The sequence below is a fragment of the Stenotrophomonas sp. YJH_SMC_36 genome (genome assembly GCF_059369935.1).
This window is the reverse complement of sequence record NZ_JCAFTD010000001.1, coordinates 713,305-735,555: the sequence shown is the minus strand read 5'-3', so window position 1 is coordinate 735,555 and position 22,251 is coordinate 713,305. Positions and strand designations below refer to the sequence as shown.

At 65.0% G+C, this 22,251-nt stretch carries 18 protein-coding genes; 1 reads left to right on the top strand and 17 read right to left on the bottom strand.

The genetic code is table 11. The features are described from left to right. Positions 1-1,263, top strand: a 1,263-nt coding sequence (locus tag AC5P76_RS03280; RefSeq protein WP_495222657.1) for an autotransporter outer membrane beta-barrel domain-containing protein, incomplete at its 5' end; no start/stop codon positions are given. 805 nt (positions 1,264-2,068) lie between these two features. Here the strand turns inward: AC5P76_RS03280 and AC5P76_RS03275 are convergent. The 17 genes from AC5P76_RS03275 to AC5P76_RS03195 all read right to left on the bottom strand — a co-directional run bounded on the left by AC5P76_RS03275 (position 2,069) and on the right by AC5P76_RS03195 (position 22,250). Further along, the gene (locus tag AC5P76_RS03275) at positions 2,069-2,275 is read right to left on the bottom strand and encodes a hypothetical protein (RefSeq protein ID WP_253118737.1); all 207 of its coding nucleotides are present in this window, start codon (positions 2,273-2,275) and stop codon (positions 2,069-2,071) included. A gap of 78 nt (positions 2,276-2,353) precedes the next feature. Beyond that, positions 2,354-10,468, bottom strand: a complete 8,115-nt coding sequence (locus tag AC5P76_RS03270) for a host specificity factor TipJ family phage tail protein (protein ID WP_495222656.1) — start codon at positions 10,466-10,468, stop codon at positions 2,354-2,356. Continuing rightward, positions 10,459-10,851: a peptidoglycan endopeptidase gene (locus tag AC5P76_RS03265; protein ID WP_253118735.1), complete on the bottom strand. Its 393-nt coding sequence runs from the start codon at positions 10,849-10,851 to the stop codon at positions 10,459-10,461. Before AC5P76_RS03265 ends, AC5P76_RS03270 begins: the two co-directional genes overlap by 10 nt. Next, positions 10,851-11,312 (bottom strand): DUF1833 family protein, encoded by a 462-nt coding sequence (locus tag AC5P76_RS03260; RefSeq protein ID WP_180876696.1) that lies wholly within the window; start codon positions 11,310-11,312, stop codon positions 10,851-10,853. Before AC5P76_RS03260 ends, AC5P76_RS03265 begins: the two co-directional genes overlap by 1 nt. Then, the gene (locus AC5P76_RS03255; RefSeq protein WP_180876698.1) at positions 11,309-11,665 is read right to left on the bottom strand and encodes a hypothetical protein; all 357 of its coding nucleotides are present in this window, start codon (positions 11,663-11,665) and stop codon (positions 11,309-11,311) included. Before AC5P76_RS03255 ends, AC5P76_RS03260 begins: the two co-directional genes overlap by 4 nt. Beyond that, a complete protein-coding gene (locus tag AC5P76_RS03250; RefSeq protein WP_495222655.1) occupies positions 11,665-14,391 on the bottom strand; it encodes a phage tail tape measure protein in 2,727 nt (908 codons plus the stop codon). The genes AC5P76_RS03255 and AC5P76_RS03250 overlap by 1 nt, the downstream gene beginning before the upstream one ends. Beyond that, positions 14,384-14,581 carry a hypothetical protein gene (locus AC5P76_RS03245; protein WP_253118733.1) on the bottom strand — a complete coding sequence of 66 codons (198 nt, stop codon included), beginning with the start codon at positions 14,579-14,581 and terminating at the stop codon, positions 14,384-14,386. The genes AC5P76_RS03250 and AC5P76_RS03245 overlap by 8 nt, the downstream gene beginning before the upstream one ends. A gap of 26 nt (positions 14,582-14,607) precedes the next feature. Then, complete coding sequence (locus tag AC5P76_RS03240; RefSeq protein WP_253118732.1) at positions 14,608-15,027, bottom strand: DUF6631 family protein; 420 nt, start codon at positions 15,025-15,027, stop codon at positions 14,608-14,610. A gap of 2 nt (positions 15,028-15,029) precedes the next feature. Next, a complete protein-coding gene (locus AC5P76_RS03235; protein WP_495222654.1) occupies positions 15,030-15,782 on the bottom strand; it encodes a phage tail tube protein in 753 nt (250 codons plus the stop codon). Between the two features lie 36 nt (positions 15,783-15,818). Next, complete coding sequence (locus AC5P76_RS03230) at positions 15,819-16,229, bottom strand: hypothetical protein (RefSeq protein ID WP_253118730.1); 411 nt, start codon at positions 16,227-16,229, stop codon at positions 15,819-15,821. A gap of 25 nt (positions 16,230-16,254) precedes the next feature. Then, positions 16,255-16,566, bottom strand: coding sequence for a head-tail joining protein (locus AC5P76_RS03225; protein WP_495222653.1), 312 nt, complete (start codon positions 16,564-16,566; stop codon positions 16,255-16,257). Between the two features lie 14 nt (positions 16,567-16,580). Then, positions 16,581-17,342, bottom strand: a complete 762-nt coding sequence (locus tag AC5P76_RS03220; protein ID WP_253118728.1) for a hypothetical protein — start codon at positions 17,340-17,342, stop codon at positions 16,581-16,583. A gap of 43 nt (positions 17,343-17,385) precedes the next feature. Then, complete coding sequence (locus AC5P76_RS03215; RefSeq protein WP_495222651.1) at positions 17,386-18,390, bottom strand: major capsid protein; 1,005 nt, start codon at positions 18,388-18,390, stop codon at positions 17,386-17,388. Positions 18,391-18,464: 74 nt separating this feature from the next. Further along, on the bottom strand, positions 18,465-19,154 hold the full coding sequence (locus AC5P76_RS03210) for a head decoration protein (RefSeq protein ID WP_495222649.1): 690 nt from the start codon (positions 19,152-19,154) through the stop codon (positions 18,465-18,467). A gap of 1 nt (position 19,155) precedes the next feature. Further along, positions 19,156-20,577, bottom strand: a complete 1,422-nt coding sequence (locus tag AC5P76_RS03205) for a S49 family peptidase (protein WP_495222647.1) — start codon at positions 20,575-20,577, stop codon at positions 19,156-19,158. Continuing rightward, a complete protein-coding gene (locus AC5P76_RS03200; RefSeq protein ID WP_180876718.1) occupies positions 20,561-22,042 on the bottom strand; it encodes a phage portal protein in 1,482 nt (493 codons plus the stop codon). Before AC5P76_RS03200 ends, AC5P76_RS03205 begins: the two co-directional genes overlap by 17 nt. Continuing rightward, complete coding sequence (locus tag AC5P76_RS03195) at positions 22,035-22,250, bottom strand: phage head-tail joining protein (RefSeq protein WP_495222645.1); 216 nt, start codon at positions 22,248-22,250, stop codon at positions 22,035-22,037. Before AC5P76_RS03195 ends, AC5P76_RS03200 begins: the two co-directional genes overlap by 8 nt. Position 22,251: the final 1 nt, after the last annotated feature.

Sequence of the window (22,251 nt, the reverse complement as noted above, 5' to 3'; positions counted from 1 at the left end):
CTGGTCGCGCTGCCCGAACCGGGCGTGTACTACCTGGGTGAGCAGTTCAACATCCTGCGCGCCGACGGTGGCATCAACGGTCAGTTCGCCCGTACCGACTTCAGTGCATTCTCGCCGTTCCTGCAGTTCAGCCTGGCCTACGGCGCCAATGGTGCGCGCATCGACGTGGCCCGGGGTGCGCTGCTGGCCACCGCGGCCACCACGCGCAACCAGCGCGCCGTCGCTGGCGTAGCCGATGGCCTGGCGATCAACCAGGGGCTGCCCCGGCCGCTGACCCAGCTGTTCCCCGCCCAGGTCGGCGCCGCGCTGGACGGCCTGAGCGGCGAGCTGCATGCCGCCACGCCGCTGGTGCTGGTCGAGAGCAGCCGCTACGTGCGTGATGCAGCCTTGTCGCGGCGTGCGGGCAATGCGTCGCCGGGCAGCACCGGCGACGCGACCGGTGCGTGGGTACAGGCGATCGGCGGCAACGGCAAGCTCGACGGCGATGTCGAAACCGCGCGCACCGACGCCAACAGCAACGGCCTGCTGGTCGGTATCGACCGCGAGTTCGATGGCTGGCAGGCCGGCGTGCTGGCCGGCACCGGCCGTACCGACGTCAAGCAACGCGACCGCCGTGCCAAGTCGAAGATCGACAACACCCACGTCGGTGCCTACGCCAGCCACAGCTGGGGCGGCTTCGGTCTGCGCGGTGGCGTGGCTTGGAGCAAGCACGAGGCAGAGAGCACCCGCGAGCTGGCGTTCGCAGGATTCAGCGACACGCTCACCGGCCGTTATGACGCGCGTACCCGCCAGGCTTTCCTCGAAGCCGGCTACCGCTTCGGCTCTGATGAAGGCGGCCTGGAGCCCTACCTGCAGGTTGCCCGCGTCGAAGTGGACCTGAAGCGCATCAACGAGCGGGGCGGCGCCGCCGCACTGCAGGGCGAAGTGAAAGACACCCGTACTACCGTGGCAACCGCTGGGCTGCGCTTCGACAAGGGTCTGAAGGCATCCTTCCAGCAGGACAGCTGGCTGCACCTGCGTGGCGCGGTGGGCTATCGCCGGGCCTCCGGCGACCGCAGCCAGGTGGCCAACCTCGCCTTCGCCAACGGTGGCGGCGCGTTCGCCGTCAGCGGCGCGCCGATCGCCGACAGCGCTGTGGTGGCCGAGCTGGGGCTGTCCGCGTGGCTGACCCCGCGGCAGTCGCTGGAGCTGGGCTACAGCGGCCAGTTCGGCAGCGAGAGCCGTGACCATGGCGCTACGGCGCGCTGGTCCGTGCGCTTCTGATCGGCGCCCTACCAAGGTCTGTGAGGGGGCGGCCAATGGGCCGCTCCCGTCATCCCGTCCAAGTTGTATCACGGCGCATGCGAGCAATGCAGTTATCGCGGGACAGGGCTGCCCCCGCTCACGTCCATCCCGCCGCTGGAACTATGCGATCAAGGACTGATGGCATGCGATCAATCCTTTGTGAAAATATGAACTTCATCGACGGCATGATTGTTGGCTTCCTTATAGGGAAGTGCGTAAGCCTTATCGTAGTTATCCTCGTCCTTCGGAAATATGAGAAGGAAGATATGGGCGAATGAGAAGTCTCGAGGTTAGTGAGAGTTGCCATTCACAAATAGGACAAGTTCTGCGACATCCCATGTGATCAACACTGACGGCCACCCACTCGCGTTGGAGCGAGACATTCTCGCTGGAACGACCCTTTTCCAACGGTCATACCCTTCTCCGCAGTAGCTGCCATGGCCATCCTTCCATAGCAAGCTATGACGAGTACCCGCCACACGGATCCATTGGATGGTGGCAGGTTTCACCCCCTCCAATAACCCTACGGGGGGGGGTGCTTTTTCTGGCCAAAGGGTGGACTTACACACGCTTCCAGTGGCGACAAGGGCTGGGTGGAACCGAATGCTGGCGCGGCCTGGCCGCGGCTGACGCCCATCCAGAGAGAAGCCACAGGCCCCTTGCGTCTACCCGCATCCATGCCGCTGCCCGCTGCAATTGGCCCGGATTTGCCGAAAGCCGCATATGTTCCTTCGCCGCTTCTCCAGCTTTTCAGGCGGCAGCAGCGCCACACCGCAGGCAGTCGTCACGCCGATTCCGTCGCAGGCACCTCTTCCGCAGCATTGATGCGGTAGTACCGCCCAGTGCGCATTGCGGCACCATCGTCATAGTCGACGGTCAGCACGATCTGAGGTCCCGAAGTGACGTTCGGGTCGTCGAAGGTCAGCTGCAGCTTGTTCGGCAACGTAACGGATTCGAGCTTGTTGGCCAGGCGCATTTTGAGATTGAGCATTGCAAGTTCCTCTTCCTGTTGGTGACCCTCACGGGCCAGCGGGGTTACGCCAGCGCTTCACGCCGGCAAATTGGTTCGCTACTGCTCGACAGAGACCACAGAAAGGCTCTGGGTGATCGTCTGCTTGTTGAACGTTCCTGATGAATGGCTGACGGTCTGCTCAGTGAAGGAGGCGGTCTCGGCCCGATAGCTGCGACGCGCAGAGCCATCCGCGTTGTCGTTGATGGTCAACGACGCATACCAGGTGGACGTCGCCCGGTCGGGGCCGTCCACCTCGTTGACGATGTCCACGCCGCCCGTGATCTGGACCTGCTGCCACAGCGTCTCCGACTGCCCCTCGATCTGGCGGTACAGGTTGATGATTCCGCTGTTCTGCCCGCCGCCGGCTACGAAGCCACTGCTGCCGTAGCTGTCGTCCTTGATACGCGTGTGGACCCGGTTGAAGCCGACGACCACCTGCTTGTTCCGTCCGTTGGTATCGAAGGGACCAACCAACACCGAATTGCCGACCGTCACGATCGACGTGCTCTGCGCAGCGTTCTTCAGCACGCCGGCCGAGAGTGCACCGCCCCAGTAAGCACTGCCGTTCCTGTCCATCCACATCGTCGCGTTCGCCTTGCTGGCGTTGCCAGCGCCCACGTTGGGGCCGAAGTAATCGATCAGGCCCTCGGTGCCGAAGTTATTGCCGATGATGCGCTGGGAATTCCCGGCCCACACCCGGATGTAACCCTGCGTCATCTCGATGCCGTCGGCTCCGCCGGGCGTCAGGATGTTCACCGCCGACGCCAGCATGTTGATTGCCGAAGTGGCACCGTTGTTCTTCACCTGCATGCCGGCGATGTAGCCGTTCACGTCGGTGAACATGTTGATGTTGGCGTACTCTTCGGCGCCGCCGGCGGCCCAAGGCGACGGCTCGACCTGGTCAGATGCCACTTCCTCAAACTGCGGGCGCAGCCATCGGGTGAACCACGATCCTCCGTTCAGCGGGGTAACCAAGATGGTGCGGCAGCGCACTGCGTTGGCTGGCGCGGTCGCGCGCAGCTTCAGGCGACTGTAGTTGGCCAGCGCGGGGCCACCAGAAAGCAGTGTGAACTTGCCAGAGACTGCAATATCACCCACGTGGTTGTCGTTGACGTCGTACCACTCAAGGCGTAGCTCACCCCGATTGCCCGAAGCGTAGGCGGAGAACAGGTACGTTTTGCCCCCATCGATCGGTGTCGGAACGTCCGGCGCGACGAAGAAGTCTCCGCTGCTGGTGCCTCCAGCAACGATCAGTGCCCGCATCCCCACCGGTACGCCCGGGTCAGTGGCTCCGCTCATGCCCGGGCCACTGGCAAAGTACCGGTTGACGCCTTGGATGTTGCCGGCGGAATAGAAGAAGCTCCACCCGACGGTGGTCGCGCCGTTGAACCCAGCGTTAGACAGGAGGTTCCCCGCGCCGGTCATCTGGCGGACCACCTTTGCGTCCAACTCGATCAGCGCCTGCGCACTTGCTTTGCCCTCGACAGCCGCGCCGACCTGGTTGATCTGGGTGCCCTGCGCAGTAATCGTTTGTCCCTGCTGGGTGACCGTCGCCGTCAGTGACGCCAGACCATTGGCGGCGCCATCGGCGGTCTGCTGAGCGCTATTGGCTTCCGTAACGTCCAGGAGCACGAAGTCGTCCCACAGCAGCTGCGTAGCGCTGGTGGTCGCGCTGGCACTGTTGAGCTGTAGGACGGCTCGGTTCTTCCCATCCGGGATGGTGATGCGCCCGCTGACCTTCACGTAGCCATCTTCGGGAATGGTCGAAAGCGTGACCGTCTGGAAGTTCGGATACGTTGGCGACGCGCCGTTGTTGCTCAGCTGGAACCGCAACTGCATCGTGCCTGCGGCCGGCCCTACTCGCTTCACCCACGCCTCGCAGTAGTAGATCCGCCCTGGCGCCACATCGAAGGTCTGCAGGTTCGTGGATCGGGTGTTGGACGCGAACGAGACCTGCAACGCGTTGCTGCCCGTCCTACCACCCGGCACGACCACAGCCCAGGTCTGAATGGCCGTACCCGCCGCTCGATTCTCGAAGCTGCCATCGACAACCATGTTGCTGCCGGCGCGGTTCGACTGGCTCAGATCCGCGCTCACGGTGGTGATCTGCTGACCGAGCGCCGTAATCAAGCTGCCCTGCTGATCGACCTTACCCGTCAGCGTACTGGTGGCCGCTGCGTTGGCAGCAGTCTGTGCAGCGATCTCGCTGGCGCTGGGAGTCCAGTTGGTTGCCACCTCCCCTTGCTGCAGCATCACGTTGTCGATTTCGATCGCGATATCCTGCCCGGCGGCAGTCGATGTGCAACGGAAATACACGCGGACGTAGGACGTGCCAGCAGGAGCAACACGCGGCGTGCTTACGAAGCGCTTCCAGCCCTCGCCCATCACAAAGCTGTCGGGCTGGGCACCCCCCAGGGTTCCGCCCGCTGCGTCGAGGAACCACATGATGATGTAGGGAGTTCCACCCGAGCCACGCATGAAGGCGCTCGCCACGTAGGTCTGGCCGGCGGTCGCCTTGACCGTCCTATCGACGGTGCGGATCTCCAGGTACTGATTGGCGGCAGTGGAAGTGCCCGTCCGGCGCACAGCCTTCGTGCTGCCCGGAAGATCAGAATCAACGTACCCCAGGGTGGCACCCGATGGCACGCTCCCGCCAGAGGTGTAGCCGGTGGGTGCGGCCGTATCTGATGCTCGATCCTCAAGGCTGGCATTCGGCAGGAGGTTGTCGCCGCCTACGTTCTGGAGCTGTGCGTTGACGGTGGTAACCGACTGACCAAGCGACGTGATCTGCTGGCCCTGCTGGGTGACGGTTCCGGTCAGCGTGGCCGTGGCGTTGGCGTTCGCGGCCGTCTGAATCGACAGTTCATCCATGGAAGGCATGTAGCCGGTGGCCACCGACCCGACCTGCAGCTGGACGTTGTCCCACTCCACCCACTGGTCGGCTGCGCCATTGCCGTAGCAGCGCAGGTAGCAACGCGCGGCCACCGCGTTTGCCGGTGCCGGATTGGTCGGGACGAAAACCATCCGGGTCCAGGTCTCCGCCGGAACCACCCAGTCCGCGGTGCTGGGCGTGCCGGTGTAACCGATCACCCCGCCCTCTGCGCTCACCCATGCGATCTGCATGAAGAATCGCGGTCCCGGCGTGCCGCGAACATAGGCCGAGTACGCCACCTTCTTGCCAGGCTCAACCTTGGCGACCTTGACCGTCGTGTTGCTGACAATCTCTCCATAGCCAGTGGCGGCCAGGCCACTCATCGCGAGGCGGTACGCCTTGGTGCTGCCCGGCAGACTCGAATCAACGAGCGTGCGGGTGAAGATGGCGCTTCCAACGTTCCCGCTGCCAGTGGTCCAGCCCGCGGCCGTGCCCAGCTCGAAGCCGCTGTTCGCCAATTGATTGTCGCCGCCGATGCTGTACAGCGAAGCGGTGATGTTGGTCACGGACTGACCCAGGCTGGTGATGTCGCTGCCCTGCAGGCTTACCTGCGACTGCAACGACTGCAGCGCGGAATTGCTTGCCTTGCCGTCCACGTCCGTGCGCAGGGCACTAATCAAGCCGGCCTGGGCCGTGATCTGCTGCCCCTGCTGCGTGACGGTATTCGTCAGCGCAACCAGTCCTTGCGCATTGGCGAGGAGTTCGGTGACCTCCTCGATCATGACGTCATCAACCCACAGGGTGCCTGTGGTGTGGTCTGCCAGGATCCCCACCCGATAGGCGGTAACGCTGCCGTCGGTCGGCACCGCATGCACCCGCTCGGTGTACGTCCAGTCCACACGGTTAGCGGCGAAGGTGTTGCTGCCAATCTGGCCACCGGTCTGGTTGCCAAGCCGCAACTTGCCGTTGCTGGAAGTGCCGTTGTAATCGGCCGTGGTCCTGTACCAGCAACTCACGCGGTAGGTCCGGCCGGGGACAACCGTGACGTTGGCGTTGCCATTGACCAGTGCCTGTCGCACCCCCGTACCGCCATCCACGCGCAGGCACAGGCCGCTGCGCCCCTCGTTGACGACATTCAGCGTCGTTCCCGGATTGAGGTACGTCCAGCCCACGTCGCGGCCGGATTCCCACGTACCGTTCAAGGCGTGATTGCTGCCCTGCACGATCATCGCAGGCAGCGTCGCGTTGATATTGGTGATCGACTGCGCGAGGGCGCTTGTGGCGGTGGTAGTGGCTTCCTCGAGTGCGCTGACCCGTGCCTCGGACGCGAGCTTGCCACTGCCGGTGGGCATGCGGCTTTCCATCGCACTGATCCGCTGTACCTGTGCCTGGTCAGCCGTGATGCGCGCAGTCATCTCGTTGTACATCAAGCCGCTGGTCAGCTGCAGCGGGTCCGTGCCTTCGTACTGGCCACGCATCTGCACGCCCAGGGTCGTCACGCTGCTGGCGATGACCTGGTCGGCCTGCTGCAGGGCGGTCTGCACCTCCTGTACCTGCGCCACGCCGGCGCCCGGGGTAGGACGGCCGACAGCGACATAGTCGTACATCAGGTAGTCTGTGGCCGTCTGGACGGTGACCAGCGCCATGCGGACGGCGCGGACCGGCGACGGGCCGTTCCACGGGATCAGGTCGATGTCGACCGTGGCCAGGCCGCTAGCATCGAAGCTGGGCAACGGGATGGTGACCGACTTCGCGTCATCCCACGTCTGGTCAGCATCGGTCGTCCACCGCACCAAGCCGCGCCAGGGCGGATTGCCCACCCGCTTAACCCGGGTCTTGATGAACCGGTAGGAGTTTCCATCCACGCCGATGCCGGCCGGGGTCTGTGCGTATGCGGTCGTGCTGTTCGCCGGACGCAGCATCCCGTCCACTACGGTGGGTGTGCCGTTGGACGTCCATCCGTCGGTGGTGGTGTCGAAGTACCAGATTTTCTTCTGGTCGAACTGCGTGCCACTGCCGGCGGCGACCGAGCCGATCTGCTGGGCCACAGACTCAAACTGAGATTGCGTGGTGGTGGTCAGGTTCTCGACCGCAGCCACGCGTTCCAGCTTCTCGTTCAGGATGGCCTCTGCGCGCGCGAGCTTCTCCTGCGCCAGTTCGTTGGCCGTGTCCTGAAGGTCATCGGCGACGCCCTGCACGGCAGCAACACGGAACGCGGTCTCCGCGGCGATTGACGCATTCACGGCCGCGATGTCGTTCGCGCGGTTGAAGGCCTCCTGGGCGTCGCCACTGATGCGGTCGAGCTTCTCCTGGTCGATCTGACGCTGCTGCTCGATCTGCTTGCGGGTCTGCTCTTCCAGGCTCTCGCCGATGCCCCCGATCACCTCACCCAGATTGGCGCCCAGCAGCTTGCTGACCACCCTGGCGTTCGTGGAGAGTTCGCCCGACGTGTTGACGCTGCGGCAGGCGAAGGTCCATTGCCCTGCCTCGGGCACCACAGCCTCGAACGGCACGGGGTGATACCCACCACCCCCAATCGGGGTCATCTGGTCCCACACGGGCTCCGTGTGGGCGCCGGCGATATAGCGGACCTCCACCCCAGCGAAGTCCGGCGACTGGATGCTGTCGGCCAGGAAGCCCCAGCTGTACATGCGCACGCCACCGGACAGTTCGTCCACATCGAAGAAGTCGACCAGGCGAGGCGGGACGTCCGCACCGGCAGTGACGTAGATGCCGGATACCGCGACACCTGCCCTGCCGTCGGGGCTGAAGGGCCGGACGACCACTGTGTACTGATCTGCGTGCGAGATGCGCCACGTCGCCGTCCGGGTCGTGGTCTGGGCCACCTCGTTCAACACGCCATCGCTGCCCGCGGCCGACACCACGATGTTGCCCACCGGGCCGGTGATGGCGAAGGTGGCGGTCAGTTCAGTGAAGACGGTATCGCCCTGAACCACCTGCTGCTCGCTGATGGTCAAGGCACTGGCGATCGGGCGGTCGATCACCGGGTTCGGGTTCGCCGGCGGCACGTACTGGCCCGTCAGGACGTAGTTCCAGAACTCGGGCGGCTCCGGCACCACCGAGACCTTTGCGCCCTTGAGGTCGCTTTCCGGTTCGACCCCGGTGACGCGTACGCGGTAGCCCGGGGTCTGCTTGAAGTCATAAGTCCAGATGGTGTCGTGGGCGGGATTGGCCGGGGCGGCGCCCGGCAACGGGGCGTCATCCGGCCACTCACCAGTCAGGCGGATGGTTTCGCTGGTCCCGCTGAACGGCTGAACGCCGAACACGCGGTACACGCGCTCGCCAGGTACGCGCAGTCCGATCCATGCGTTGCCGTTTGCCGGCGCCGGCACTGGCTCATCCAGCTTCAGCGTTACGACCCCGTTCACCGCGGTCGCCGATACGAGCCGGCCACCGAATCCCCACTGCGTCAGGTCGTGCTGCAGGGCCAGCACCGACAGGCGGCGGTAGCTCAGGTGTTCGATGTCGGTACTGTAGGTGATGTCTTTGTACTGGTAGAGGGACTGGGCGAGGTGATAGCGCGCCATCTGCGCCGCGTGCGCTTCATTGGTGATGCCCTCACCCTCCACCGTGGCCGGGTTGAGCATGGTGGTGACGCCCGGCGCAGCGACGCGCAGCGTCTTGGTTTTCCAGTCGGTGGCATCGAAGAAGGTGAACTCGATCCCGTCGGCGGCGTTGGCCAGGGTGTAGTCAACCTGAAACTGCCCCTTCTTGATCGTGGCCATGTTGACCACGCCGGACAGCGGCTGCTCGGAGCCAACCCAGGCCACCGAAAGCCGCCCGCCCGCCCAGCTGATCTGCCCGAAGCCAGCCAGCGCGACGGCACCGAGCACGTCGTCGTGGCTGCGAACGTCCTTGATGTAGTGCGAGTAGCCAAAGCTGTTGGCCTGGCAGAACAACATGAACGCCTTGAGCGCCTCGATATCGATCTGCACATCGTCCAGGCCGATGCCGGCGATCAGCTTGCCATTCTGGTCCTTGAAACCACGGGCGTAGGCGAGGATCAGCGCGCCGGGATTGTTGGTCTCCTGGGTGACCCACCCTGCCTCAGTCCACACCGGTGCCGGCACTGCGTGCGCGACGCAGCGGATCTCGTCCGGCTGGCCGTTGAGCTGGCCCGTCGCCTTCATACGGATGCCGATCCGGGCCAGGCCGGCGTAGTCGGCGGTGTCCTTCTGGATGCTGGTCAGGGTCGACCAGGTGAAATCACTGGTCGCGCCACTGCCGTCGGTGTTGCGACCGGCGATGCGCACCCGCACTTCGTACTGCCCCTCCGGCACGTCCTTGGAGTAGCTGCGGCGCTGCTGCTTCTGGGACCGGCTGGTGATCGGGTAGGACCCGAAGATGCTCCAGTTCGTGACGCCGACGGCGCGGTACTGGACCTCGATCGTCTCCTGATTGTCCTTGGGCTTGCCCTTGCTGGTGGTGTCGAACAGCATGAAGTCAACGTCCACCTTCAGGCGGATCGTGTTCAGGCTACTGGTGCGCTGCACCCAGGGGCTGGCTTGGCCCTTCTCCGCCTCCAGCGCGCCGCCGTTGATCGTGTCGGCGTTGCTGTAGAGCGGGATCGCCTCGTTGGGCATGCCCGTGAAGCCGTTGTGCCAAACGGTCACCCCCTCAAACGAGGACAGCAGCGCATCACCGTTGTACAGCGCCTCCACGCGCCCCACGTTGATGCCGGCAGCGAGCGTCATCGCCAGGTACTGATCGTCCGCTTCGTACCAGCTGTAGGGGTTGCTCGCCACATCGGGCGCGATCAACAGCGGCCCACCCAGCAGCAGCGGCAGCGGCTGATATGGCCGCGGCTGGTTGCGCGCTGCTCCCAGGCTGTAAACAGCGCCGGCATCGCTCGCGCTCGGCTTGGGCGGCTTCGGGCCCAGCACCTTGTTGATCAGCAGCGAGCCCGCGGCATAAATGGCGGCCTGGGCCATGCCGGCCACGGCAGCACCGTAGCCGGCGGCTACGATCGCCGTGCCGACGCCCATGGTGAATACGGTGAGCGCAACCAGAGCAACGATCATCAACGCGGTCTTCTTGACCACACCACGGACCTCGATGACCGTCCCGCCCTTCGGCCGCACGCGATCCATGACCTCGTGCGGCACGACGACGCCGTTGATGCGTACTTCCCACAGGTCGCCGCTGTAATCCGGCACGGTGCGCGCCAGGAAGGCGCCAAGCCGCTCTCCCTGCTGAAGCTCAGCAGTAACGGCGCGCTGGCCGTCGAGCGTCACCGGATGCGGGGTGATGATCAGTGGAGCGGTGTCGATCAGACCCATCGGTAGTAGCCCTCAATCCTCAAGCCGAAGTCCGGCAGGTCGCGAACACGGTGCAGGACACTGCATCCGTTCTTCTCGTTGGAGTGCAGCACCCAGCCCTCATGAGCAAGGTGGAAGTAGACGCCGGCATGGCTGGCACGCTTATGGCCGTGCTCGATCATCAGCACCAGGTCCCCATCCACGGGCGTGGCCACGACACCTCCGTAGGGCCGCGACAGTTCCCCGATGGCCGCCTGCCCCGCAACTCCGCGTGGACGGCCACCAGGTAGCTGCACCGCCCGTCCGAACAGCTGACGCTGGACCAGCACCACGAAATCCGCGCAGTCGCAGGTGCGCTCGCAGTACGGCACGCCGACCAGCGCCTCAACATCGGCCAATCGCATCAGAAAATCCCAGGGAGGGTGAAAGGATTGGCGCGCAGGCGCACAGCCTGCTGCCGCATCAGGAAGTCGACGCCACACTGGGCGGAGGCGGTGGCACCGGACACTGAAACCATGGTCACGGGCAGGTAGTAGTCCCGCTCGTAGACATCTGGATTGGCCCGGTCGGAGATCATCAGCCTGGCCATCATCAACTCGTTCGGTCCGAGCGATTCCAGGTCTTCGGAGATTCCCCGGCCAACGTTGTCCAGCACCAGCTGCGCGCGGGGTGACTGACCACGGTTGTCATCGGGCAGCTTGAACCCGAACGGGACGCCCAGGTAGGCAACTCCCTGGCTTACCCAGTCCCGCGTGTCATTGACGATGCGCAATGGACCCGCCAACGACGGCGCGGAAATGCTGAGGAACAGCAGGGTCCCGCTCGTGTCGGTGACGCGCTGCTTTCGTTCAGTGAATGTGGTCATCGCAGGTACTCCACCACCACGTCCATCCTGAAGTCGCCCGGCAGCTTCTCGTCGGGCACGAGGTCGCCCAAGGCGCCATCCTCGAATCGAGCTGTGATGGTCTGACCCGAGTACGGGTGCGCCATGGTGAACCAGCCAATGCGCTGGATTTCCCCGAAGTACCAGTCGTCGAAGATGCCCACATCAGCGATGCTGGAGAAATAGAGGGTCATGGCCTGCTTGATGAGCACTTGGCTGTTCATCAAGCGCTGCTTGGGCACGCCACGTTCCATCTCGGTACGTTCGACGGACGGATCGAAGGATCGCTTCTGACCGTCGAACATGACCCGTGCAACCGAAGGTAGCTCTGCCATCACACCGAGTCCTTAACGCCGAAGCGGCTCTTCACCGCCGAGTACGTTGATCCCTGCCCGCTGGCGACCTGGCCGCCGATGAAGCTATCGACCTGCCCCAGCAGGACGTCGATGTCGAAGCCGCCTTGACCGTTAGGCGTTGCCGTCGCTGACGTGCCGGGGGGCGCGTTGATGACACGCACGTTGATTGAGCCACCACCCGCAATGGGCGGTGCGCTTTGACCAACGACTCCGCCATCTGCGAATCCACGAAGGCCCCGGCGCATGGCTTCTACGACGCCCAGGCCACCTGCGCGCGCGATATCGGCTTGGGACCAGACCACCTCGCCCTTGTGGACGACGCCCGCCGGCTCGAGCACGCCGCCGTCGCCGGTGTAGCCACCGGATGAGAAGCCCCATGCTCCGGAGAAGAGTGAACTCAGCGTTCCCGTGTAGGCACCGCCTCCGCCGAAGCCACTGGACATCCCCGCCACAGCCTTGCGCAGGATGATCCGCGACAGGTCGGCCAGAACGGAGCGCGTCATGTCCGAGAAGCTGAGCTTTCCGGTCTGGGTGAACTTCACCCACACGTCCTCAAGGCCAGCGAACACACCGCTTACGGCATTGCCCATCTGCTGCGCTGCGTTGGCAGCCTGCTGGCGGTAGTTCTCCCACGCCCCTGCGGCTCCCAACAACCAGTTCCCCTCTGCCTCCTGAAGCCTCTGGTAGCCGTTGCGGATGTCACCCAGCCGATCCAGCAGCTTGGCAAACTGGATTGCCTTCTCTTCATCGAAGGTCGCTTGGTCGATCTGGCCGGCGTTGAGCTGATCTGTCAGCTGTCGCAGCTTCTGTGAGCGGTCCTCGTAGGCACCATTGATCTGCTGCTGAATCTCGTACTCGCGGTCGCCCATCCCGACCTGAGCGACGCGGGCCTCCATCTGCCGCCGGAAGGCGTCGTTGCTGGCTTCAAGGGCGGCCGTATACGCCTCGATGGCATTCCTACGCGTCTTGACCGCCTGCTCTTCTTCAGTGGTCAGAACCTGAAGCTTCGCTGCACCCTCGATGCGAACCTTGGCCAGCCGTGCCTCCAGGTCTCCGAGCTGCCGGTTCACGGTGATCCCTTCCTTGCCAGTAACCGACTGCTTCTTCAGGAACGCGATCTGGCCCTCCAGCGAGCGCTCATCTGCGTCGGTGCTGGCCTGGGTCAATTCCCGCATGCGGCTGTAGTAAGCCTCAGCGCTGATCTGGCGGGCCGCGAACTGAGCGCGCAGCGTCTGGGTGCTGGCCTCGATCGTCGCCTGCTCCTGCAGCAGGTCATCCTTGTAGCTCTGGAGGCCAGCAGCGCGCGTGGCGCCTCCGGTGCCGGCCGCGCCCTTCTTCTTGTACTTTTCCTCGATCGCGGCGACAGCGGCCGCGCGTCGCTCCTCGATCTTCTCCACCTCAGCGGTTAGTCCGGCGGCCATTGCCCGTCGACGCGCGACTTCCGCCTGCCCGTTGATCTGTGCGAGATCGTGCTTCTTCTTCTGCTCTTTGCTGGCCTGGGCTTCAACGATGGCATCGAGCTTTGCCACGGTGTCGGCGGCCACGCCTTGGGCTGCTTTTACCTCAGCGTCTGCGGTCTCCTTGGCGATGTTCGCCGCCAGCTCCTTGATTTTCTCCGATCGATCCTTGATCGACTGCTCCATGGCCGCAAGCGCAACTGGATTGCGTGCGAGAGGTAGACCACGCTGATCGCCTGTGGCCAACGCATTGAGCTTGGCCAGTTCTCGTTGGTTCTCAGCCAGCAGCTGCTGCATCTGAACCGCCTCGGGGCCAAGGCCAACATTCGCCTTCATTGCCTGCCACGCCTTCGTCGCTTCGCTCCAGATATCCCTGAAACCTCGAATCACGGGGTTCTGGCTCGCGCGAACCTTTGCCAGGGCCATGACGGTCTCATCAGCCGCAGCACGCGTGATGACCGTTACGGCGTCCTGATTGCGTCCCTGCTCCTGCAACGCCTTGACGTGCTCGTACAGGTCCACGGTCATGAAATTGACCTGGTCGTTGAGCTTCTGGGCGTTCTTGATCGGGTCCTCAGCCAGCTTGCCGAAGGCGGCAACCGTTTCTTCAACGGACTGCCCCGTGATCTCCTTCATGGCCACCGCGGCGCTCGCCACCGCCTGCATGTTCTGCGCTGCAATGCGACCGTTGGAGCCGATGGCCAGCGCCGCCTCTTCGCCAGCGCCCGCAGTCACCTGCATCGCCTCGCTGGTGCGCTGCGCCAACGTGACCAGCGTCAGCGTCGATGCCGCAGCCTCGTTCCGGGAAAGCACGAGGGCACGGGTGTACGCCTCCTGTTGCTTCTGGGCGTCATACCAGGCATAGACCAGCACGCCGACGGCTGCCGCCGCCACGGTATACGGGCTGACCATACCCAGCAGCGCTGACGAAACCCCTTTCAGCGCCGGCTCGACACCTCCGAAGCTGTCCTTGATCTGGCCGCCCTGCTGCACCAGGACCGTGAAGAAGGGCATGCCGCCCTGCAGGCTGGTGAAGATGTCGGTGAACTGCGCCGGCAGCTGGCGCATCGCCTGCGCGGTCTGCCCGGCGGAGACGCCCAGGTCGGTGATCTGGTTTCTGGACGGCAGGGGACGCCCGGCTTCCGCGCGAACCTCGCGCAACTGGCGCGTCAGCACGCCGAGCCCCTGCCGAATGTCGTTCAGGTCAGTGCTGATACGGACGCGCAGATTGGCAGATGGCTCACCCATGGGTAGGTGTCTCCGTAGTCGTACCGGGCCGGGCGGCGCCGGTCATGGCGTTCTGGAACTGCTGCCAGCCGGTGGCGTCGGCGCCGAACGCGATCCGAACGACCAGGGCAAGGTCCGACAGTCGTTGGCGGTCATCCCTGGCCGCAGCTGCGGTGAACGCCCGCAGCTGGGCCAGCGTGTAGGTCAGCACATCGCGGCGGCTGTGCCCGCGAGAGATCAGGAACTGGACGATGTCGGCGATGCCGGAAGGCTCACCGCCTCTCTGATCGCCGCCACCATTCTCCGCAGCCGGCGGGCAAAAAAATCCTTGTTGAGGCCCGCCACCGCCTCGAGCAGCTGGGCAACCTCTTCCAGGCTGCCTGCCGCAATCCACTGCGGCTCCTGATCGACCGCGACGGCCAACGCCGCAGCGATCTCGCTGTTGTTCTGCTCGAGCAGGTCCAGCACGAGCGCACCGACGTCGACGGCGGAAGAACCCTCGGGCAGGCCGGCGATCATCGCGATGCGACCGATCGTGGTGCGACAGGCCGAGATGAACGGCCCCAGCTGCTCGAGGCGCAGCGGCTTCACCTCCAGCCGCTCGCCCCGAAACGGGACGATGCGGCACGGAGGGTTGACCACCTCCATTCCTTCCATGGTCACTTCTCCTGCTGCCAGTAGAAGTAGGCGGACTTATCGTCGCCCGTGGCTTTGGAGGCGTCCTTCAGCAGCTTGCACGCCACCGTGCCGGCGCCGAACTCGTTGCCGATCAGGCCCATGGTCTCGATGACGCCACCGGAGACCTTGTGGCACACCTGCCGCACGGCCTTGCCGCCGCGCGCCTCGTTCGTGCCATGGAACTGAATCTCGTAGAACTTCTGCGACGTGACGGCGGCCTCGACATGCCCCAGGTCGGCGTTCTTGTAGCTGACCTTGAGGTTCGGCTGCCCGTTAACGGGCGGCGGGATGGAGGAGCCCAGGGGAATGAAGAGCATGCCGCGCTCGAAACGGTAGTCCTTCCCCGCCTCGAAGGTCGCGGTGCCGGACACCGGAACGACCGCCGTGATTTCGCTCGCAATTCGAGACAGCGGTACGAACGCACCCGCCGTGGCCACGACAAGCTCATTGGAGACGGTGCCTGCGGCGATGCTGGATGCCTTGCCTCGGGTGGCGCGTGCGAAGTTGCCCGGGTTGAAGTCGTGGAAGGTGTAATTGACGTTCCAGGCGGTCACGCGGTCGACGCTGTTGGCAGTGCCACCACCCGGATTCTGGTAGTCAGCCAGTTCGATGGCGTTGGTCTGGGGGGCCGTGCTGAAGGCGGACACATTTCCGACTTCTTCGAACGGATTTCCGCTGTTCCACTCGCGGATCAGAATGATGCCGCTGCCCAGGTAGCTGTAATCTTCGGCCATGATGGCTCTCCAGTTGATATGCCGCTGAGCGGCGGGTTACTTCTTGGGGATGTTGGATTGATAGGTAAGCAGGACGCCGACCCACCCGGCGCCGGCCTTCTCCGGCATCAGCGGTTCCATGCCAACGTAGACCGGGACCTGAATGCCTACCGGGTAGTTGCGCGCTGTCTGGGCGCTTTCCAGCGCCGATTCGATGTCGCTAACCAGGTCATCGAGAACCGCTTGGTATTTCTCGGTGTCGGCCGGCACCTTCGCGATGACACTGACCGTGGTCAGGCGGTGGGTGTGGACCCGCGCAGCGTCGGTTGCCCGCTGCTGCTTCTCGATGATGGCGGTCAGCACCGCGGTGGTGTCCTGGTCGCCTGGCGCCGGCTCCAGCGTCCAACCGGTGCCAGCGTCAGTCAGGTAGCCGTTGCTTAGGCTGATCTGCTGCAACGTCTGACCCATGGCCTCGAGCAACTGTCGGCGAGGGCTAGGCATCAGCCACCTCCCACTGTTCGCGCGAGGCATCGCCGGCCAGCTTCTGCACAAGCTTCAGGCGCCGGCCCGTGCCGCTGATGCCCACGACCCCGCCCTTGCGAGGCGTGACCTCGCTCAGTTGCAGGGTGATCCTGTCGAACCCCGCCGGCACGGGTGCCGGATCGTCGCCGCTGAACTGCTGAACGTCCTCATCCAGCAGCACCGTGCACGGCACCTCCGTGCCGTCGGCGTTGATGTAGTGGGCCGCATCGGCGACGCCGGCGGCGCGAAACGAGTTGAACGCCAGCGCGTCGAAGCGCTGCATGAAGTCTTTCTGATTCAAGGCAGTGGCCTCGCGGTTTCCATCGCCTTCTCCAGCTCGCGCTTCAGGTAGAAGGGCATGAGCCGCTTCCACGTGTCCTCGGCCATGCCGAAGATGTCGTAACGGGGCTGGTAGGCGGCGGTGTTGGTGAAGATAAAGATCGAGCGGACCGCCGAGCCCCATCCGGTGCTGATGCGCTCATAGACGCCCGGCCGGAGCTTCCCGCGGCGCTTGGTGATGACGAAGTAGTCCCCACCGCTGGGCGCCTTGGTTCGCCGCCGCTTCGCGCTGGCCGGGGTCTGGTTCTGGTAGCGGTCCCGCTGCGCGCCCAGCTGGGACAGAATCTTGGTCACCTGCCCCGCAGGAACGTTGCCGTACTGATTCGGCCGAGCACCGCGGCCCATCACCGCAAACTGGCTCGGAGACAGCAGACCTCTGCTCTGCAGGAGTCGCTCGAAGCCCTTCCGACGGCGCTGACCGCCCTCGACCTCGGCCAGCAGGTACTTCGCTGGAGGCGTCCCCTTGAAGGCTTCATCGCGGATGTAGATTTCCGCGTAGGGCCGGTCCTTGGTTGCCTTGCGGTACATCGCCGCGTTGGTGGTCAGCGGCGTTGGACGGTCGAACACACGCGGAGCCTGGCGCTTCCAGCGCTCGCGGATCTCGTAGGCAACCTTGTTGGCGGCCTGCGACGCTGCGTAGGGAAGCTGACTCCGCTCCAAGTCGGTAAGCTGTCGGCCGAAGGCGTTGTCGGGGTCAACGCCGATTCTGATCTGGGCCATGGGACCTCCGGCCTGGCCCGCCGAAGCGGGCCAGGCTTGCGCCTTACTTCGCGCCGGCCTTCAGGCGGATGACCGCATCCGGGCGGGTATTGATGCTCAGCGGGTTGGACTGGCTTTCCAGCTCGATGCCCTTGTCCATACGCAGCCTTTCCGTCTTCGTGTAGTACGGCAGGCCCCGGGTGCGCACGGTCTCCAGGTAATCCGCCGGCGCGAAGCGAGTCAGGAACATGTCCGGCACGCCCAGCGGGAACGCGATCGCCTCGCCGTCCGGGATCGCGATATCGCCGCCGGTGCTCCCCTGCACCTCTTCGAAGGTCACGTCGCCGAAGACGAAGCCCTTGCGCAGATCGTTGCGCAGCGCGGCGCCATCCTGCCAGCGCTTGTAGGCTTCCTGGACATCGGGATGGTCGATCAGGGCATCGAAGAAGCCCGCGCTGCAGAACGCATGCACGCCGCTGTAGGGAACGCCGCCCAGCTTGGTTTCGATCGCACGCTTGATGGACACGGTCTTCGAGCGGACCTTGGAGTCGGGCTTGTTCAGCTCCATGCCGATCACGCTCTGCTGTACGTCGAATTCCTCGTAGAAGTCCACGATGACCGACCCGTCGGCATCAAGCACCTTGCCGCGCAGCGCGCCCATGCGCTGGTATTCGATGGTGTAGTCCAGGTCGCGCTTGTGAACGACCTGCAGGCCGTTCACGACCGAAGCGACATTGGTGCCCTCCGGGTCGTTGACCGGGTCCCATACGCCCAGCAGCTTGTCGGCCACGACGGTGGAGCGCTGCGGCAGGTGGGTGGTCTCCAGCAGCCTCACACGGCCGCGATCCAGACCCTTCGGCTGACCCGGAGCGCCACGCGGGACGTTCGGCACCAGCACCAGCTTGTTGTCCTCGATGCCGATGCTGACGATGTTGGTGCCGATCAGGCCATCTTCCTGAAACAGGCCCATCTGGGAGATCCGCGTGTTGATTCGCGGCAGGTTGTTGATGTGTGCATTCAGTTCGTGGAAGCCCAGCACGCCCAGGGCCAGGAGAGTCTGCAGATCCATAGTGGTTTCCTTGGAATCGGGTACGAAAAAGCCCCGCCTAGGCGGGGCCAGGAGTTGAAGCGATGAAGGCGGGGTCAGCCGCCGGCGGCCGCCGCGATGGTGATGGTGTCGGTGACGGCTTCGGCCAGATCCTGCGCGGTCGCCTTGAGGGTGTAGTCACCGGCAGCGCTGAGTTCGGCAGCGTCCCAGGTGACCACGCCGGCGACAGCCGCCTTCGCGCCGCCGCCGGTCAGGTTTCCGGTTCCGGTCGCCTTGGCCAGGGTCACGCTGACGGTGCTGCCGGTCACACGCGCGCCGAACACGTCCTTGACGTGCAGAACAATCGGTCCCAGGGGCTCGCCGACCTCGCCGGTCACCGGCACGGAGACGAACTCCAGATGAGTGGCAGTGTTCGACGCCAGCGGGGTCTGGGTCCACAGGGTCACGATGCCGGATTCAGCCAGGCTCTGTGCCGCGAGCAGCTTCTGGTCGTCGGTGACGCCCGGTGCCCACACCAGCTTTTCGCCGAACACCTCCGCGTCTCGGGCAATCGCTGCGCCCTTCACCGCCAGAGCATCGGTGTCCGTGCCCGTATCGACGGCTCCGTAGAGCACCTTCACCGCGTCAGCACCGTTGGCGGCCACAGTGTTGTCGGCCTTCAGCAGCGTGCCCGCCGGCAGCTGCCCCTGGCCTGCGGGGATGCGGATCAGCTGGCGGCTGCGTTCACCGTTCGCTTCGGAAAGCAGGAATTCGCCGGTACGGGTGCCGGCCAGGGAAATCTCCATCTCAGTTACCTCGACTCTTGTAGATGTGGTTGGGGTCCAGCTGCGCCTTTACCGTGGCAGCTCGTTGATCGGCCTTGGAGGCCGGATGCGCGGTAATGACCTGGGTGCTGCGGCCTTCCTCGGCCTTCATCGACAACAGTTGCGCACGCACCGTGTCGAGGTCGGTGTTCTTCTCGATGAAGCTCGCCGCGAGGGTGTCAGCGCCCCGCAACGCTGCAGCGCAGGCGTCCTGCACTGCCGCCGCGTATTCGATGGCGCTCTCTGCTGATTCGCCCTGCTGCAACGGGCGACGCAGCACCGCCAACGCCAACTCGGCAGGCAAGTCACTGCTGGCGACTGCTGCCGCCAGAGCTGCCCTCTGGCCACCAGCCAGCGTCCCGTCGAGCGTTGTGGTTGCGGTGGCCACGGCCTGGTCGCCGTCGGGTCCGGCTGGGATCGACGCGGCCGACGCCTCCGGAGCAGATGCGTCCGCTTCGGCTTCCGGGTCGCTTTCGACGGAATCGGCGCCATCGCCAAGCGCCGCGGGCGCCTCACCTGCGCCCAGGTGCGCGATCAGGTCATGCCAGGTGCCCAGCCGGGTGGCGAATCCGATATCGACGGCGCCCTGGCCGCGATAGCAGGCCGCCTGCGTTGCTCGTACCGCATCCGTGTCCATGCCCAGGTTCCTCGCCACCGTGTCCACGAACATCGTGTACAGGCCATCGAGGTCGGCCATCGCATCGGCCACGGCCTCTTCGCTGAGCGGGAAGTTGGGGTTGAAGTCGACCTTTCGAGCACCAGCGAACAGGGGCGTGACCTTCAGGCCCATCTGCGCGTTGTTGCCGCTCCAGTCATAGTGATAGGCGACCACGCCCACCGAGCCGACACCGCCGGTGCGGCTTACCCAGATTTCGTCGCAGGCGGTCGCCAGTGCGAAGCCGGCGGAATAGGCGTGATCGTCCACCAGTGCGTACAGCGGCTTACGGCCGCGCGCCTGATAGATGTGGTCGACCAGGTCGAAGCATCCGGAGGCCATTCCGCCCGGCGTGTCCAGGCGCAGGATGATCGAGGTTACCGAATCGTCGCCGAGCAGCTCATCGAACATGTCGCGCACCAGGGCGTAGCTCACCGGTCCCGGCCCGCTCGCCCCCGGCATCGGCCGGTTGACCATGGCACCAGACAGGTTGATCACGCCGATAAGGGGCTGCGACACCCCGACTTTCGACCCTCCGGACCCGGACGCCTCGAACCGATCAGCCCGCAGCACGCTATCAGCGCTGGTGATCTTGCCCTCCAGGTAGCCGCCAATCAGCGCCTCGCCGATGGACGACTGGACCATCAGTGGTTGATTCAGGACCGCAGCCGCGAGGGACGCCACGACCGGCGCATTGTTGCCTCGACCAAAGAGGCGGCCCAGCAGGCCAGGCTTACTCGTCATCGTCATTCCCTTCATCGTTGTTGGCGCCGCGAGCGCCGGGTTCGTCGTCCTGCCGCACACCGGAGGCGTTCGTGCGCCGGGGATCGCTGTCGTAGGTCAGCCCGGCCGCATCGGCTCGGGCGTTGTCGGCGGCCTGCTCCTGGTCGACCTGTTCCGGATCCTCGCCAGCACCCAGAACCACCTTCGTGCGCGACTTGAAGCCGGCGCGGACGGCTTTCACCTCGGAGGTGACGTCCTGCACCGGATGGCTCCACGGCCACCCCTCCGGGACCCACAGGGTCTCTGTCACGTCATCGCGTAGCGCGGCGTAGCGCGGAATCTTGAGCAGACCGGACAACACCGCCTGATCGAAGAACGCGTCGCGCACCCGCTGGCAGAACATCGGGATCATGTAGAGCCACTGGTCCTGCTCGATGACCCTGCGGAACTCGTTGAGGATCAGCCGCAGCGCGCGGTCAGACACGTTGCGCAGGTCACCGGTCAGGACCTCGTAAGGCACGTCCTGGCTGGCCGCGATCGCAAGCAGGTGGCCGCGCAGGAACTCGGCATAGTCCGAGCCGGCGCCGGGCGGTTCGGCGAAGTCGATCTTTCGGCCGGGAGGTAGTTCCTGGATCGTGCCAGGCTCGAGTCCGCCGAGCGCCGTCCCATCCGGGTCCTCGCCCGTGATCAGGTCGCCGACCGCTTCGCCCTCTTCGCCTTCGCCGTCAGCGTCGGAGGTGATGAAGCCGGCAAACAGGTTGGCCAGTGCCTGGCGTTCCAGCACGGCGTCGTCCAGGCGGTCCAGGTTGAACATCCGCAGCAGCGCCGGCGCCGAGCCGGGCACGCCGCGCATGGCGCCGGCCCGGTTGGGGCGGTAGAGGTGCAGTACCTGCTCGGCGGGCACCCGCACCAGCTCGTTGCCGTTCACCGTCACTGCGAGGTCGCCGGGGTGCTCCCGGTACATCCAGTAGGCAACGCGGCGGCCGATGCGATCCAGTTCGATCCCTTGGCGGATCACGTTTCCGTTGCTGGCTACGCCGTTGTAGTGCTGGGGGCACTGCTCGGCCTCGATCAGTTGGACCTGCAGCGGCACGGGCAAGCCGTCCTCCGGGAGGCGGAAGCGGATGCGTGCGAACACCTCGCCTGCCTCTTTCCACTCCCGCCAGGCCAGCGCCTGCAGTCCGCTCCAATCCAGCACGCCATCGGCGTCGGCGTACTTGCCCCAGCGCAACCACAGTTTCGTGGTGCGCTTCTTGTGCGCGTCGTTGCCCCAGATCGGCTTGGCCTGAATGCCGGTGGCGATGCCGTTGGACACGCTCTTGTTCAGCGCACTGACCATCCAAGGGTCATTGCGCGCCAGGTGTCGGGCGCGTGCCAGCACCGTCGGCAGACCGAGCAACGCGGCATTGGGCCCCAGCGATACCGGCCTGAACATCCGCAGCCGCCGCCCGTTGCCCGCCGCGCGGTAGCCTCCTTCGATTGCCTCAGACATTGCCGGACCCCGACTGGTAGAGGCGCACGACGCGCGGCCTGCGCCGCTGGCCGGACGCCATTCCCAGCTCCTGACGCATCTGCTTGAGCAGCCGCCGCATCGAGTCCAGGCTCTGGTAGGTGATGGTGCGATCTGCGTAGCGAACGCTCAGCACTCCGGCCGTGATCGCCTGTTCAAGCGCCACGGCCTGATCCTCGGTAAATGCCATA

What these genes read in the sequence shown, in the direction of transcription:
- AC5P76_RS03260 (WP_180876696.1), bottom strand. Translation starts at nt 11,312, where the DNA reads ATGACCACATTCACTGAACGAAAGCAGCGCGTCACCGACACGAGCGGG.
- AC5P76_RS03230 (WP_253118730.1), bottom strand. Translation starts at nt 16,229, where the DNA reads ATGGGTCAGACGTTGCAGCAGATCAGCCTAAGCAACGGCTACCTGACT.
- AC5P76_RS03265 (WP_253118735.1), bottom strand. Translation starts at nt 10,851, where the DNA reads ATGCGATTGGCCGATGTTGAGGCGCTGGTCGGCGTGCCGTACTGCGAG.
- AC5P76_RS03205 (WP_495222647.1), bottom strand. Translation starts at nt 20,577, where the DNA reads ATGACGATGACGAGTAAGCCTGGCCTGCTGGGCCGCCTCTTTGGTCGA.
- AC5P76_RS03195 (WP_495222645.1), bottom strand. Translation starts at nt 22,250, where the DNA reads ATGGCATTTACCGAGGATCAGGCCGTGGCGCTTGAACAGGCGATCACG.
- AC5P76_RS03225 (WP_495222653.1), bottom strand. Translation starts at nt 16,566, where the DNA reads ATGCAGCGCTTCGACGCGCTGGCGTTCAACTCGTTTCGCGCCGCCGGC.
- AC5P76_RS03215 (WP_495222651.1), bottom strand. Translation starts at nt 18,390, where the DNA reads ATGGATCTGCAGACTCTCCTGGCCCTGGGCGTGCTGGGCTTCCACGAA.
- AC5P76_RS03270 (WP_495222656.1), bottom strand. Translation starts at nt 10,468, where the DNA reads ATGGGTCTGATCGACACCGCTCCACTGATCATCACCCCGCATCCGGTG.
- AC5P76_RS03210 (WP_495222649.1), bottom strand. Translation starts at nt 19,154, where the DNA reads ATGGAGATTTCCCTGGCCGGCACCCGTACCGGCGAATTCCTGCTTTCC.
- AC5P76_RS03255 (WP_180876698.1), bottom strand. Translation starts at nt 11,665, where the DNA reads ATGGCAGAGCTACCTTCGGTTGCACGGGTCATGTTCGACGGTCAGAAG.
- AC5P76_RS03220 (WP_253118728.1), bottom strand. Translation starts at nt 17,342, where the DNA reads ATGGCCCAGATCAGAATCGGCGTTGACCCCGACAACGCCTTCGGCCGA.
- AC5P76_RS03275 (WP_253118737.1), bottom strand. Translation starts at nt 2,275, where the DNA reads ATGCTCAATCTCAAAATGCGCCTGGCCAACAAGCTCGAATCCGTTACG.
- AC5P76_RS03240 (WP_253118732.1), bottom strand. Translation starts at nt 15,027, where the DNA reads ATGGAAGGAATGGAGGTGGTCAACCCTCCGTGCCGCATCGTCCCGTTT.
- AC5P76_RS03200 (WP_180876718.1), bottom strand. Translation starts at nt 22,042, where the DNA reads ATGTCTGAGGCAATCGAAGGAGGCTACCGCGCGGCGGGCAACGGGCGG.
- AC5P76_RS03235 (WP_495222654.1), bottom strand. Translation starts at nt 15,782, where the DNA reads ATGGCCGAAGATTACAGCTACCTGGGCAGCGGCATCATTCTGATCCGC.
- AC5P76_RS03250 (WP_495222655.1), bottom strand. Translation starts at nt 14,391, where the DNA reads ATGGGTGAGCCATCTGCCAATCTGCGCGTCCGTATCAGCACTGACCTG.